7 protein-coding genes are annotated in these 15,075 nt (G+C 61.2%); 6 read left to right on the top strand and 1 reads right to left on the bottom strand.

The window, feature by feature from the left end:
* The first annotated feature begins 172 nt into the window (after positions 1–172).
* Together QA642_RS12925 and QA642_RS12920 are read left to right on the top strand one after the other, a co-directional pair.
* Positions 173–5,338 (top strand): AAA family ATPase, encoded by a 5,166-nt coding sequence (locus tag QA642_RS12925; protein ID WP_283085004.1) that lies wholly within the window; start codon positions 173–175, stop codon positions 5,336–5,338.
* Positions 5,339–5,493: 155 nt separating this feature from the next.
* Positions 5,494–6,366: a DUF427 domain-containing protein gene (locus QA642_RS12920; protein WP_283085003.1), complete on the top strand. Its 873-nt coding sequence runs from the start codon at positions 5,494–5,496 to the stop codon at positions 6,364–6,366.
* A 67-nt stretch (positions 6,367–6,433) separates the two neighbouring features.
* Here the strand turns inward: QA642_RS12920 and QA642_RS12915 are convergent, their stop codons facing one another.
* A complete protein-coding gene (locus tag QA642_RS12915; protein ID WP_283086871.1) occupies positions 6,434–7,444 on the bottom strand; it encodes an AraC family transcriptional regulator in 1,011 nt (336 codons plus the stop codon).
* A 106-nt stretch (positions 7,445–7,550) separates the two neighbouring features.
* On the opposite strand from QA642_RS12915, the gene QA642_RS12910 reads away from it, so the two are divergent.
* From QA642_RS12910 to QA642_RS12895, 4 genes are all read left to right on the top strand, one after another.
* The gene (locus tag QA642_RS12910; protein WP_283085002.1) at positions 7,551–8,087 is read left to right on the top strand and encodes a peroxidase-related enzyme; all 537 of its coding nucleotides are present in this window, start codon (positions 7,551–7,553) and stop codon (positions 8,085–8,087) included.
* Between the two features lie 47 nt (positions 8,088–8,134).
* A complete protein-coding gene (locus tag QA642_RS12905; protein WP_283085001.1) occupies positions 8,135–8,641 on the top strand; it encodes a DUF417 family protein in 507 nt (168 codons plus the stop codon).
* A gap of 510 nt (positions 8,642–9,151) precedes the next feature.
* Complete coding sequence (locus tag QA642_RS12900) at positions 9,152–9,331, top strand: porin (RefSeq protein ID WP_283086870.1); 180 nt, start codon at positions 9,152–9,154, stop codon at positions 9,329–9,331.
* 177 nt (positions 9,332–9,508) lie between these two features.
* Positions 9,509–14,998, top strand: coding sequence for an AAA family ATPase (locus tag QA642_RS12895; RefSeq protein WP_283085000.1), 5,490 nt, complete (start codon positions 9,509–9,511; stop codon positions 14,996–14,998).
* The last annotated feature ends 77 nt before the right edge of the window (positions 14,999–15,075 follow it).

The raw sequence follows: 15,075 nt of genomic DNA, 5'->3' as shown, positions 1-15,075 counted from the left end.
GCAGCATCCTCGAATATTGGAGACCAGAAAAGCGACCAGCGTGAAGCTGGCAGGTTAGCTCTGGTGGTTGCCGTTGTCGGGGACTTTTCCGGAGAGTAGGGTGATGAGGGGGCGATTGGACGCTTGGCGGGTCTTCTCCACGAGGCGGCCGGCCGCCTCCGGAGTCCGGCAGATGAATTTGTCCTCGCCGATCCCCACGCGAGATGCCGATCTCGAACTTCTATGGGACGACGGCGAGCGCATTTTTTGCCGCGAATTGCGCCGGGGCCCCGATGGAACCGTCGACAGTGTCCTCGTTGTAAGGGCTGCAGCGGAACATCCGCCGGCGGCACTCCTCGACCGGCTCGCCCATGAATACGCCTTGCGCGACGAACTCGACCGGTCCTGGGCCGTACCGCCACTGGAGCTGATCCGCGATAGCGGTCGAGCCGCTCTGATATTGGAAGATCCCTGCAGCGAGCCGCTCGAGCGGCAGCTCGGCACGCCGATGAAGCTGGATCGCTTTTTGCGATTGGCTCTCGCCATCACCACCGCCGTCGACCAGCTTCATCGGCGGGGTCTGATTCACAAGGACTTGAAACCGGCAAATCTTCTGGTGACCGGAGCCGACGAGATCAGGATCACCGGATTCGGCCTCGCATCTCGCCTGCCGCGCGAGCGACAGCAAGTCGAACCACCGGAGACCATCGCAGGCACGCTGGCCTACATGGCCCCCGAGCAAACCGGCCGCATGAACCGGTCCGTCGATTCCCGCAGCGATCTGTACGCGCTCGGCGTGACGTTCTACCGGATGCTCACGGGCGCACTGCCGTTCACCGCGGCCAATCCGATGGAATGGGTGTACAGCCACATCGCGAGACGAGCCATTCCGCCCGCCGAACGGCTCGATGATGTGCCCGATGCCGTGTCGGCGATCATCATGAAGCTCCTCGCCAAGACGACCGAGGACCGCTACCAGACCGCAGCCGGCCTCAAGAGCGACCTCGCGCACTGCCTTGCCGAATGGCAGGCGCGAGGGCGGATCGACGGCTTCACGCCGGGCGAAGCGGACCGACCGGACCGCCTCCTGATTCCCGAACGTCTATACGGTAGGGAACACGAGATCGAGGCCTTGCTCGCCTCGTTCGACCGCGTCGCCCGCAGTGGAACGCCCGAGCTCGTCTTAATCTCGGGCTATGCCGGTATCGGCAAGTCCGCCGTCGTCCACGAATTGCACAGAGCCCTGGTGCCGCTCGGCGGTCTCTTCGCCTCGGGCAAGTTCGATCAGTACAAGCGCGACATCCCCTATGCGACGCTCGCGCAGGCCTTTCAAAACATCGTCCGTCGCCTCCTTGCGAAGGACGACACCGAACTCGCAGCGTGGCGCGACACCATCTGCGAAGCATTGACACCCAACGGCCAGCTGATGGTCGATCTGGTTCCTGAATTGAAACTGGTCATCGGCGATCAACCGCCGGTCCCGGAGGCTTCGCCGCAAGACGCTCGGCGACGATTCCATCTCGTTTTGCAGCGCTTCATCGGCGTCTTCGCCCGACCGGACCGGCCACTTGTGCTCTTCCTCGACGATTTACAGTGGCTGGACGCTGCGACACTCGATCTGCTTGAGGAGCTGCTGACCCGATCGGACCTGCGACATCTCTTGCTGATCGGCGCCTATCGCAGCAATGAGATCGGTGCCGACCATCCGCTGAGGCACAAGCTCGCCACAATTCACGATTCGGGCGCGCTCGTCCGGACACTCAGCCTGACCTCCCTCAATGGCACCGACGCCGAGCGTTTCATCGTGGATGCGCTTCGCTCCGAGGCAGCGCGCGCCGCGCCATTGGCGCAGCTGGTCCATGAGAAGACGGGCGGTAATCCATTCTTCCTGATTCAGTTCCTGCATGCACTCTCGGAAGAAGAGTTGTTGGCCTTCGATCACGAAATGAGCCAATGGCGGTGGGACCTGGAGCGCATCAATGCCAAAGGCTATACCGAAAACGTCGTCGACTTGATGATCCGCAAGCTAGGCCGCCTGGCCGACGAAACGCGGATGGCCTTGCAGACGCTTGCATGCCTCGGCAACAGCGCCGAGATCCCGACTCTGTCATTGATGCTGGGCATATCGGAACAGCAGGTCCAGCTGAATCTCATCGGCGCGGTGCGGCTCGAGCTGGTCGAGCTTCAGGACCGGCACTGCAGGTTCGTGCACGACCGGGTGCAAGAAGCCGCCTACGCACTTATTCCCGAGTCCGAGAGGCCTGCGTCGCACTTGCGAATCGGCCGGCTCCTGGTGGCACGCACGCCACCCGAGCAGCGCGAGACGGCGATCTTCGATATCGTCAATCAACTCAACCGTGGTCTTCCCCTCGTCGGCTCGCCAGGCGAGCGCGAGCAAATCGCCGAGCTCAACTTGATTGCCGGCCAGCGCGCCAAGGCATCCTCGGCCTATAGCTCGGCACTTTCCTATCTTTCCATCGGAACCGGGCTCTTGAGCGCCGATTGCTGGGCGCGGCGGCACGACCTTGCCTTCACGCTGCAAATGAACCGGGCCACATGCGAGTTCCTGACCGGCGAACCAGCCGTCGCGAACGATCGTCTGGCTGCACTGGCGGCGCGCGCGGCCAATTCGCTCGAACAGGCTGCCGTCGCGTGCCTGCGCATGGATGTCTATACGACGCTCGGCCAGTCCAGCCGGGCCGTCGATGTTGGCCTGGGGTACCTGCGGCAGCTAGGCGTGCACTGGTCTCCCAACCCGACGGAAGCGGAGGCGCGCCGCGAGTATGATCTTATCTGGTCGGGAATTGGGGAGCGCAGCATCGAAGACCTCGTCAAGCTGCCCTTGATGAGCGACCCAGCCTCTCTTGCGACCATGGATGTTCTGACCAAACTCCTGCCGCCTGCTCTCTTCACGGATATGAACCTGCTGTCCCTCACGATCTGCCGCGCCGTCAATCTCGGCCTCGAATGGGGTCATAGCGACGGGTCGTGCGTTGCTTATGTGCAGCTCGGAATGGTGGCCGGGCTGCAATTCGGCGACTACAAATCCGGCTTTCGCTTCGGGGAACTCGGCTATGAATTGGTCGAGCAGCGCGGAATGGCCCGCTACCAGGCCGCGACCTATCTGATATTTGGCGCACACGTTGTGCCGTGGACCAGGCACTTCAGGGCCGCGCGCGATCTCCTTCGCCGCGCTTTCGAGAGCGCTCACAGGAGCGGCGACCTGACCTATGCGGCATACAGTTGCAGCAATCTGAATGGCAATCTCTTCCAGGCAGGCGATCCGCTTGTCGAAGTTCTGAGCGAGGCCGAGACTGGCCTCGCCTTCGTCCGGAAGATGGGGTTCGGGTTCATCGAGGATATCATCGCCGCGCAACGCGGTTTGTTCCGGACCCTCCGCGGGTTGACCCCGAGATTTGGCTCCTTCGACGACGAGCAGTTCGACGAGCAACAGATCGAAGAGCATTTCGCCGCCAATCCGAATTTGTGGCGCGCCGAGTGCATTTACTGGATCCTCAAGCTTCGGGCGCGTTTCTTTGCTGGCGAGCACGCATCAGCGGTCGACATCCTGTCGAAGCTACAGCGCCGGCGATGGACCCCTCTGACTCCAGCAGAGGCCGCTTCGTATCACTTTTATAGTGCGCTTTCGATCGCTGCACTGCCGGAAACGATCTCCGGCGGGCACCGACGCATCGACGCCGTAACCGCGCATTATCGGCAACTCCGGGCCTGGGCGGAGAACTGCCCTGACAATTTCGAGCATTGCGCGGCGCTGGTCGGCGCCGAAATCGCTCGGCTGGCGGGCTGCGACTCCGATGCAATGCGCCTCTACGAACACGCGGTTCGCTCGGCCCGCGCAAACGGACTTGTTGCGGAAGAGGGCCTTGCCTACGAGCTGGCTGCGAACTTCTATGCGGCTCGCGATTATGATGCGTTCGCCGATATCGCCGATATATACCGTCGTAACGCACGCGACGCGTATGCCCGGTGGGGAGCCGACGGCAAGGTACGGCAGATCGACGACATGTATCCGCACCTTGCTGAGAACGCACCCGTGCTTAGCCCGGCCCATACGATCGGTGCACCGATCGAACATCTGGACCTCGCTGCGGCTCTGAAAGTCTCGGAGGCTGTGTCCGGAGAGATCGTCCTCGAGAAGCTGATCGACGTTCTGATGCGCACGACCATCGAGCACGCCGGTGCAGAACGAGGATTGCTGATTTTGCAGCGGGACGCTGAGCTGCGAATCCGCGCGGAAGCGGCGACCGAGGGAGTTCTGATCAATGTCGAACTGTGCGATCGACCGATTTCCCAGATGGAAATCCCGGAGTCGCTCGTCCTGTACGCGGCCCGCACGCATGAGCGCGTTATTCTCGACGATGCTGCGGAAAGTGGAGCCTTCGGAGGGGACCGCTACATCCAGCTCAAGAGCGCACGGTCGATTCTGGTCATTCCGCTCACGAAGCAAGGCAGCCTGGTCGCTCTGCTGTATCTCGAGAACAATCTTGCCAAGGCCGTATTTACGCCGGCAAAGGTCGCTCTTCTCAAATTTCTCGCGTCCGAGGCCGCGACGTCGCTCGACAATGCGCGTCTGTACCGGGAGCTTCAGGAGCGTGAGCAGCGTTACCGCGAGGCCCAAATGGAACTCGCCCACGCCAACCGCGTCGCGGTGATGGGCCAGCTGACGGCGTCGATCGCCCACGAGGTCAATCAGCCGAACACCGCGATTATCGCCAGCGCGCAAGCGGCATTGAGCTGGCTCAATCACCGCCCGCCGGCGCTGGAGCAGGCGCGCAGGGCACTGACGCGCACCATCGAGAACGGTATCCGCTCCAGTGAGGTCATCGGACGTATCCGCGACCTCATCAAAAAGTCACCGCCTCAGCGGGACTCCCTGGCACTCAACAACGTGATCGGTCACGTCATCGAGCTCACGCACGCTGAAGCGGCGCGGAACGATGTCTCGATCCGGGCGGACTTCGCCGATTGCCTGCCGAAGGTCCTCGGCGATCGCGTTGAACTGCAGCAGGTGACGCTCAACCTGATCCTGAACGCCATCGAAGCGATGAGCGGGACCACGGAGGGCAAGCGCGAGCTATTGATCCAGACCGCGAGAGCAGATGCCGACAGCATACTCGTATCGATCGCGGATTCGGGCCCGGGCTTGTCTGCGGAGGGGCACGCGCGGCTGTTCGAACCCTTCTACACGACCAAACCGGGCGGCCTGGGTGTAGGACTGTCGATATGCCGTTCGATCATCGTTGCGCACGGCGGCAGACTTTGGGTGACCACAAACGAACCGCGGGGGGCGGTCTTCCAGTTCACCGTCCCGATCGACGAAGGATTTGCAGCTGACTGAACCATTGCGGTCGGTGTCATCACAGCACTGAAATGGTGGGATGACCTGTAACCAAAGCCGGACTGCAGACGAAATATAGCCTCGGATCGCGTCGGCGAAACCAAGCATGAGCGGGAACAGGTCGGCATCCGCTGACGGCTAAAGGGAGAGATCAGTTGGGACTGTCCTGGCAACAAGGCCCGCTTTCAACGGGAGCAATCGGCCGCTTCCTCGTCCCCGAGCCGCTGCCCAAGCGACTATTATACGTCGAACCGTTGCGCCGCCGCATGCGCGTGCACTTCGGGGGCCGGTGGATTGCCGACAGCGAGAAGGTGCGCCTGTTGTTCGAACCGGGCCGTTATCCTGTGGCCTATTTCCCGCAGGCCGATGTTTCCCCAGATGTGCTGGAACCTACTGAGCACATTACTCAACATCCCGATCTCGGGCCGACGTCCTGGTACAGCGTTCGAGCCGACGAGCAACACATTGCGGCGCGGGGAGCCTGGCAGCACACCGACCTGCCCGCCCATGCGAGCGATTTGCGCGGTCTGATCGCCTTCGCCTGGCGGGCCATGGATGCCTTCTACGAGGAAGACGAACGCATCGTGGGTCACGCCGCCGATCCCTATCATCGCATCGACATCCGCCAGACCTCCCGCCACCTCGTGGTCAACCTTCAGGGTCGGGTCATCGCCGATACGAAGCGGCCGCTGGTGCTTTACGAATCCGGCTTTGCACCCCGCTGGTACGTTCCACGTACCGATATCGACGAGTCTGCCCTCACTCCGGTGAAGCTTCAGACCTTCTGTCCGTACAAGGGTCTCTGCAGCTATTATTCCATTGGAGATGCACGCCAGGCGGCCTGGTCCTACCCCGACGCCTATCCCGAGGTCCGTCGCATCTCCAATTTTGTGTCCTTCGAACCAGACATCGTAACCGTCCATCTCGACGGCACACTGATGCGTCTCGAGCTCGGCCAATCGGTGGTTCCGCATGGCCCTGACCGTAATCTTGACCTCGCCGAGGTGACCCCCGACGCTGGTAGCTAGCCGGTGGAATCTGCGACCCGCAGGTCAGAGTTCGGGCTCCTCGAGTCGGACCGGCATATGGCGCTGCCTATGCATTTTCGTCCCCCGATATCGCCTCTGCGCTCGCCAGCTCCAGCCCGTCAATCGTCGCTGGAGCCTGCGCGGCCTTTCGCCATTGCGCGGGGGTGATGCCGATGTGGGCCTTGAACGCCCGCTGGAACGCCGCCTCCGACTGATAGCCGACCGCTTCCGCGACCGCCCCGGTCGAGATCGACCCTTTTCTCAATTCATTCGTTGCCAGCGTCATTCGGATGTCGGTCAACAGCTCGCTTGGCGAGCGTCCGACCTTCTCCTGAAATTGACGGGCGAGTGTCGCACGCGACATGTTGGCGAGTTGCGCGAGCTCGGGCAGCGTCCAGGCACGCGCAGGCTCGTTGAACATGGCCGCGACCACTGGCGCGAGGCGCGGGTGACCTGCGAGCGCAAGCAGCCCGCGCGGCGCATCCCCGCTCTCGCTGGCAAGACGGAGCACGAGGGCGAACATCGCCGTCGACAGCGCGTTCAGCATCGCTCGGCCACCGAGATGATCATCTGCCGTCTCGCCACGCATCAGGGCAACGAGGCTCCCGAGCTGCCCGGCACTGTCCCGTTCGCCTGCCTGCTGCGCGCCGGTGCGCACGATCAGGACTGGCGGCAGATAATTGCGCAGCAGGCGGTCGTGCGGCGGGGCGATCGAAAAATGTCCGCACAACAGATCGAGCCGCGCGTCCGAGCCGAGATTTTCGCTGATCGTGAAATTGAGCGACGCGCGGTTGCGGGCCTTCAGCGGCACAGCTCCGCTGCCGTCCTGCATGACGTGCCGGGGGTTGCGCGGCAGCAGCAGAATGTCGCCGGCCTCCAGTAGCAGCGGCCGGCCTCCCGCCGGATCGTCCAGCATCGCCGAACCCGCGAGCACCGCGTGGTACGGGATTTCGTTGGCCTCGCCCGGCCCCTGCTCGATCCGCCACGGCGCGCCGTAAGAGCAGCGCAGGTCCAGACGACCGCGCACCCGCATCATCTCGAACAGCCGGCTCAACCAATCCATCGCACCCTCCGAAATGAGACGAATGAGCATATATAAGAGGCATTTAGAGCATTCAATATCTCATGCCTGGACCATACTGTCACTCCGCAATCGTTCACCACCCCGACCAAGGAGTGCCACCATGTCCCGTCTTCACGTCCCGAACCTCGAAGCTGATGCCGGCTCGTCCGGCCAGGTCTATGCCCAGATCAAGAAGGCCATCGGCAGTGTGCCGAACACCTTTGCGGCGCTCGCCGCTCACGGCCCGGCCGCGCTCAAGGCCATCCTCGCCGCGGACACCGTGCTCGCCTCTGGAGGCCTGACGAAGTCCGACAGGGAGATCATCAAGCTCGTGATCAGCGAGGCCGCCCGCTGTGATTATTGTGTCGCCGCCCACAGCCATCTCGGAAAGCTCGTCGGCCTCACACCTGAGGTTCTGAGGCGGATTCGCGACGGCCAGCCGACCGGCGATGCCCAGCGTGATGCGCTGGTCGCTTTCGTCGACAAGCTCGCACGCACCAGCGGCACCGTCAGCGACAAGGATTTCGCGGCGATCAAGGCTGCCGGGTACAGCGACGCACAGCTCGTCGACATCAGTCTCGCCTTCGCGATCACTGTGTTCACCAACGTCTTCAATCGCATCAACGACACCGAGATCGACTTCCCCGCCGTCGCGTGAAGCCATCGAGCGAGATGTCAGATCTCAACCATGAAAGGATCACGAGCATGACCACGTTGTCCGCAACCACCCAAAACCCGACTATCCGTGCGCTGAACGGCTCTGGCCTGCTCGCGGAAGACCTCGATTACCACGTCGTCCGCGCCTCGATGGTGATCATGTTCTTCTTCTTCGGTTATCAGAAGTGGTTTCCATACGAGTTCGAGCGGTTGGTGCCGTTCATCGGCAACGGGCCGTTGATCTGGTGGCTCTATCCCGTGTTCGGCCACACCGGCGCCAGCTATTTCCTCGGCGTCTCGGAATGGACCTTCGGCGCGCTGTTGCTCGCGGGCTTCTGGAGCCACCGGCTCGGCGTGCTGGGAGCGCTGGGCTCGACCGGCACCTTCATCGCGACCGTCACAATCATTCCTTTCATGCCGGAAGGCTGGGACCTCGCCGCAGGAGGCTTCCCGGCGATGACGGGCAACGTGCCCTTCCTGATGAAGGATGTCGTTCTCCTCGCGGTCTCCTTCTACTTGCTGCGGCAGGACCTGGTTCGCCTGATCCGGCATTAGGTGGCACTCTGCCGAGAAGCGATGCGTCGCCGGCGAGCTTTCGAGTTCGCCGGCGATTGCGCGTTTGTGCCGGCCTGAGGCTGTACGGCTTCGATTCGAGGAGTCCGCCAAGGACGTCGTAGGTGCGGGCGGCCCTTGTCATAAGCCATGAAGGCCAGCGTGCCGAGGCTCGCAGCCCTTCACTTGCTTCCGCAATCTGGCGGAGGCACGATGCTTCGGCGCGCAGGTTCCAACGCAGGCAACCGGTTGGTCCGTCGAACAGGACGTCCATCGTTATTCGGAGGGAGCTCCGCTTCTGTTACAGCTTCAACTCGCCTTTGTCCCCGAACCAGAACTTCCGATAGCTGCATCTGTGATGAAGCAACAAGGCAAGGCGGAGGGGTCACAGCGCCGCCTTTCTGTAGATTGAGGTGACTTTCTTTATCTTGCTGCAACCTTTGGCCGAGAGGTCGGAAATCGCCGGACGCGTCAGCACAATCGGTCTACGATCGGCTCGCAACCGCAACCGGCATTTCCGGAGGACGGCAGACCGTTTATGCGGCCGCGCCTAACTGGTATGTCAACGGAAACATCCGTTTCATGCTAGACTACCTGCATGGCAACGTCGCCAAGCAAGCCTCCCCCACCCCGACTGTCGACGTGGGATCGAGGTTTGACGCGGTTGGCATGCGCACGCAGGTGGCTTTCTAAGCACCCGGATCGCCAACAAGGATCGGAGCATCACGAGGCGGCCGAGGTTGTAACCAATTCGTGCCACAGCCCCCTCTCCTCGCCTTCTGCCAAGGCACAATGTCTTTCGGAGTGCTATACTCTATCGAATTCGAGCAGCCATTTTCTCATCCTTAACGAGGTCGGGAGAAGCGAGCGATGATCGATCTGGCAAAATGCACGGTTGAGCGCTTACGCACCGACGACATGTTCGTCCTCTATCGAGCGTGGGGCCCGAGCGAGCCATCTTCGCTTCTTGCATTGGTGCCACGACGACAAACCATACGCAGCCTGGAGAAGCTTGAGAGCGAATACGCCCTCGCGGATGATCTCAAACCGGCCTGGGCAGTGCTCCCGATCGAGCTCGTCCCGCACAAGGAAAACATGATGCTGGTGCTCGACGATCCGGGCGGCCGGCCGTTGGCCACAGTCATCGAGAATCCGCTCGATTTCGACACCCGGCTCCATTTGGCTACGAGACTCGCAGACTCGCTCGATTGCCTTCATCGACAGGGCCTGTTTCACTGCAATCTGAACCCAAAAAACATACTTGTCACCGAAGACAACGGAGTCCGGCTGACCGGCTTTTGGAACGCCAGGCGCCAATCGCAAAAGGATCTCGGGTTCAGCGCGTTGGCCGGCGCGCTCCCCTATATCGCTCCGGAACAGACCGGGCGACTGAAACAGCCGATCGATTGCCGCACGGATCTTTATTCGCTAGGCGTCACGTTGTACGAACTCTTTACCGGCTCGTTGCCATTTTCTGCCTCCACCCCAGAAGAATGGATCCATTGCCATCTTGCACGCACGCCGCGCCCACCTGGCGACCGGCTCGCGGGTTTGCCCGAGCAGGTCTCCGCCATAGTCATCAAGCTGCTGTCCAAAGAACCGACTGATAGATTTCAATCCGCCGGCAGCCTTCTTGCGGACCTCAAGGATTGCTCAGCGGAATGGGCCGCGAAACGGCAGATCAAACGATTCCCACTCGCCAGAGGCGACGTGGGCCGCTCACTACGGATACCGCGCAAACTCTACGGCCGCGCCAGCGAGATCGCCGCGCTTCGCGCGATCTTTGATCTTGTCGCCGAAAAGGGAAGATCCGTCCTCACCTTGGTCTCCGGACCCTCCGGCGTCGGCAAGACATCGCTCGTCGCGGAATTTCTTTCGGGGATAGCTCCGAATGCGGCACTCGTCGCAAGCGCGAAACTCGACATCCAGATGCGAGACGTACCTTACGCGGCCCTCACACAAGCTTTTGACTCGCTGTTGCGCAAACTTCTCACATGCGATGAGGAGGAGGTCGCGGCTTGGCGCCGAACGCTGACCGAGGCGACCGAACCGCACGGCGGCATCTTGACCGAGGTCATTCCGGCTTTCGAATATGTCGTCGGGCGGCAGCCTCATCCAACTCCGGCCCCTCAAGACCGGTCTCACCGGCTGCGCGTCATCTTCCGAAAGCTAATCGGCGCCTTTGGCAGACGCGGTCATCCACTGATTTTGTTCATTGATGACCTGCAATGGCTCGACACTGCAACGCTCGAGCTTCTCAACGACCTGATCGTCCACCGAAATCTAACGGACGTGATGCTGATCGGCGCTTTTCGTGACAACGGCACAGAACCTCTTCATTCGTACCTGCTTCAGATTGAATCAATCCACGCAGCCGGCGTTCCCGTCGAAAAACTCCGGTTGCAGCCGCTCGCGTCCTCCGACGTATCCAGACTGATCGTCGATTCCTTGGGATGTCGGGACAATCGAGTGCGTCCGCTGGCCAACCTGATCCATTCGAGAACCGGGGGAAATCCTTTTTTCGCCACTCAATTTTTACGGACGCTGAACGACGACGGCCTTCTCGCCTTTGATCCTTCGTTGGGGCGCTGGCATTGGGATCTCGGGCGTGTTCGCGCGATGGGCTTCGCGGAAAATGTCGCGAGCTTGATGGCCGCAAAACTCGACTTGGTGCCGGCTGAGACTCGGAGGACCTTGCTGCATCTCGCCTGCCTGGGAAGTTCAGCAACATTAGAAGATCTTGCGACGGCCAGCGGTCACCCCCTGCATGCCGTCACGACGAGCCTGAAGCCGGCGTCTCGGGCCGGCTTGATATCGATCACATCGAAATATTGCAGCTTCGTGCATGATCGCGTGCAGGAGGCCTCTTATGCGCTTTGTCCAAGCGCAGATCGAGCGGCACTCCATCTGCGAATCGGAATGGCATTGGCAAATCGCACACGTCCGGAAGACGACGCGAGCGAGCACCCTTATGTCGTCGCCAATCAGCTGAACCGCGGCCTCTCTCAGGTGCGCAGCGACGACGAACGGGACATGATCATCGCCATTAATCACTCTGCCGGACTTCGCGCGCGGAACACCGCAGCGTACGGAACAGCGATCATCTACCTCGAAGTGGCCCGAAACCTTCTCGCCGAGAAATCCGGTTCGGTGGACGGCCCTGACGCCTTCGCGATCGAACTGTTGCACGCGGAATGCGAGTTCCTGGTCGGCCGCCTGGACGCGGCCGAGGGGCAGCTGCGTACGTTGTCCCGTCGATACCCGAACCTTCAGGCAGGCGCCGAAGTGACCAGACTTCGCTCGCACCTCTACACCACGCGCGCTCAGCTCGAAGAAGCGGTGGAGGTTTGCCTTGAGTTCTTGCGTCAGGTTGGGATCGAATGGTCCGCCCATCCGAGTCGGGACGAGGTCGACCGCGAACGCCGCGTGCTCCGAGAGCTTGCCAACGGCGTTTCCCGTGACGAACTTCATCGATTGCCCGAAATGACCAACGTCGATCACTTGGCCACGATGGCCGTTCTTGCCGACCTCGTCGTACCGTCGTTCCTGACCGATCGCAACCTGTCGGACATTATGCTTCTTGCGGCAGCACGGCTGACTTTGCTTCACGGGATCTGCGCCGAGGCATGCTATCCGCTGGCCTGCATTTACGGGGTTCTCGCCGTCGACGCAAACGATGCGGGGCTCGCACTTCGACTGTCGGAATTTGGGGCCATGCTCGCGGATCAGCGTCCCATGAACGCAAATAGCGGGCGCGCGCTTTACTCATTCGGATACTATGTCACGCCTTGGGTCCGCCCGATCCGGTCAGGTCTGCCTTTCATCCAACGCGGCAAGAAAACCTCCTTAGCTGCAGGGGATCTTGCCAATGCTTCCTATGCGCATCACGCGGTGATTGCGGTTCGTCTCTTTTGCGGCGATCCCCTCCGAGAGATATACAAGGAAGCTGAGCAGCCACACGCGCTTCCCGCCTGCCCCGATTTCGCGCTCGCAGCGGAAGCCTGGGCCGTGCAGAAGGCTCTTGTCCTCGGGTTGATCGGGCACGACGAGGAAGATGGACTTGTCATTCCCGGCGCCGAAACCACGGCCAAAGACCGAGATCTGTCCCCTCCGAGCGCGTTTTTTCACTATGCCGGCTTGGTCCAGCAAAACATGATCGCTGGGCGTCCCCGAACGGCCGTCGCATTGGCCGAACATGCCGAAAAGCACTCCTGGTGCATGCGGTCCTACACTGAATTCGCCGACTACCGGTTTTATCTCGGGCTATCCCACGCCGCAGCTTTTGACATATCGACGCCTGAGGAAAGCGACAATCATGTCGCTGGACTGCGCGAACAACACCGCAAGATGACAACATGGGCGACGCGCAATCCAGCAAATTTCGCCGCTCGACATGCGCTGCTCGAGGCGGAGTTGGCTCGCATCGACGGGCACGAACTGAAAGCCGAACAACTCTACGAGTCCGCGATCCGCTTGGCACGCGAGTCCGGATTCGTGCACATTGAGGCTATTGCCGCCGAACGCGCAGCACAATTTTACGAAGCGAGAGGCATCCGCACGGTCGTTCTGTCTTACCTGTCGATTGCACGCGACTGCTACCAGAGATGGGGTGCGGTCGCCAAAGTATCCCAACTCGAGCACTCCAACCTGCACTTGCCGGCCTTCGATCGGATTCGCGCCTCGCTCGAGCCTGCCGAAGTGACCGAGCAACAGCTCGATATCAACACCTTGTTCACTGCCTCCCGCGCGCTCTCGGGAGTAATTGAACTCTCGACGCTTGTCCGAACCTTGATGAAGGTCGTGATCGAACACGCGGCCGCCGAGCGCGGCATCCTCTTTCTCATGTCGCAAAGCGGCCCCGAAGGAGTCGCCGAGGCGCACCTGGAGCCGGACGACATCGGTGTGACCGTGTGGGAAGGAGGCGTTCGCAACCTGGCGTACTCGCAACCGATAGTAAATTACGTCATTCGGACGCGAACGTGCTTTAGTTCCCACGAATCGACCAAAAACCTGCTGTCAGCCGATCCCTATCTTCGGCAGTCACCTCACCTCGCGCTGCACTGCCAGCCCATTGTCTTCCAAGCCAAACTCGTTGGAGTCCTCTATCTCGAGAGCCACGCCGCAGTCGGCGCGTTCACGCCGCACCGCCTGGCGTTGCTGGATCTCCTCGCAGCACAAGCGGCGGTCGCACTCGAGAACGCCCGACTCTACACCAATCTCCAGCGCAGCGAAGCTTTCTTGGCGGAGGGGCAAAGCATCAGCCACACCGGTAGCTGGAGTTGGGATGCGAAAAACGGCGAAGTGCTCTGGTCCGATGAACATTATCGCATGTTCGGCCTTCATCCGGATCGGCAGCACGCCGTCAACATCGCCAGCGCATTTCGGACGATCCATCCGGAGGACCGCGCAGGCCTTCGTCTGTTGGTTCAATCTTCGATGCGCAGCGGTAGTTCGTTCACTACTGAATGCCGTCTGATCCGGACGGATGGGATACGGCATCTGCAAATCGTGGGCCGGCCGTCCTTCGACGGTACCGGACGGCTCCTTGCCTATGTCGGTGCAACGAGCGATCTAACCGACTACAGGCGTGCGCAAGATGCCCTGGCGGCCGCACAATCCGATCTTGCCCGCGCGTCCCGACTGACCGCAGTTGGCGAACTGACCGGCCTGATCGCCCATGAAGTACGGCAACCTTTGTCGGCAATTGCCGCGAGGGCTGGTGCCTGGCAACACTGGCTCATGCGCAGCTCTCCGAACTTGGAACGAGCGACCATCGCTGCCGCTGAAATCGCCGCATACGCCGATCGCGCCACCGCCGTGATCGAAAGCATCAGGCAAATGGCCCGAAATGCGTCACCGACGCGATCGCTGCTGGACATCAATGATGCCGTCAAAGAGACTGTAACGCTTCTGGGAAGCGAGATTCGGCGGCAGCAGGTCGTACTCAAGCTAGACTTTGCAATTGGCCTGCCGATGGTGTGGGGCGACACGGTGCAATTGCAGCAAGTCGTGCTGAACTTAATGATGAACGCCGTCGAGGCGATGGCATTGGTGGAAGGCCGGCCGCGAATTCTCTCCTTGTGCACCGGAAACGATCACTCTGGACGCATCAAGGTTGCGATCGCGGATACCGGCGCCGGAATTTCCTCAGATGCGACGGAGCGTTTGTTTGAACCGTTCTGGACCAGCAAGCCGAATGGCCTTGGCGTCGGCTTGGCCATTTGCCGCTCCATTATCGAGAGGCATGGTGGCACATTGTCGTGCGCCCCCAACCAGCCTTACGGCACAATATTCGAATTCACCCTTCCTCAGAATTCGTCTCAAGAAACGAGCGGCGCCAGCTTCCTCAAGCCTCGGTGAATGTTGACTTTGACCAGAGCTGCAGATTGGCCATTCGCCAGCAATGCTAAGTCCCCTGAGCTCGACGAGGCGGATCA

Origin of the sequence: Bradyrhizobium sp. CB2312 (genome assembly GCF_029714425.1) — a bacterium.
Taxonomy (GTDB): Bacteria; Pseudomonadota; Alphaproteobacteria; order Rhizobiales; family Xanthobacteraceae; genus Bradyrhizobium.
Note: the sequence above shows the minus strand (reverse complement) of the source record. Positions and strands in the feature narration are given on the sequence as shown.

Bases quoted from the DNA above. Each gene is read 5' to 3' on its own strand.
- QA642_RS12925 (WP_283085004.1), top strand. From the start codon at position 173: ATGAATTTGTCCTCGCCGATCCCCACGCGAGATGCCGATCTCGAACTT.
- QA642_RS12910 (WP_283085002.1), top strand. From the start codon at position 7,551: ATGTCCCGTCTTCACGTCCCGAACCTCGAAGCTGATGCCGGCTCGTCC.
- QA642_RS12905 (WP_283085001.1), top strand. From the start codon at position 8,135: ATGACCACGTTGTCCGCAACCACCCAAAACCCGACTATCCGTGCGCTG.
- QA642_RS12895 (WP_283085000.1), top strand. From the start codon at position 9,509: ATGATCGATCTGGCAAAATGCACGGTTGAGCGCTTACGCACCGACGAC.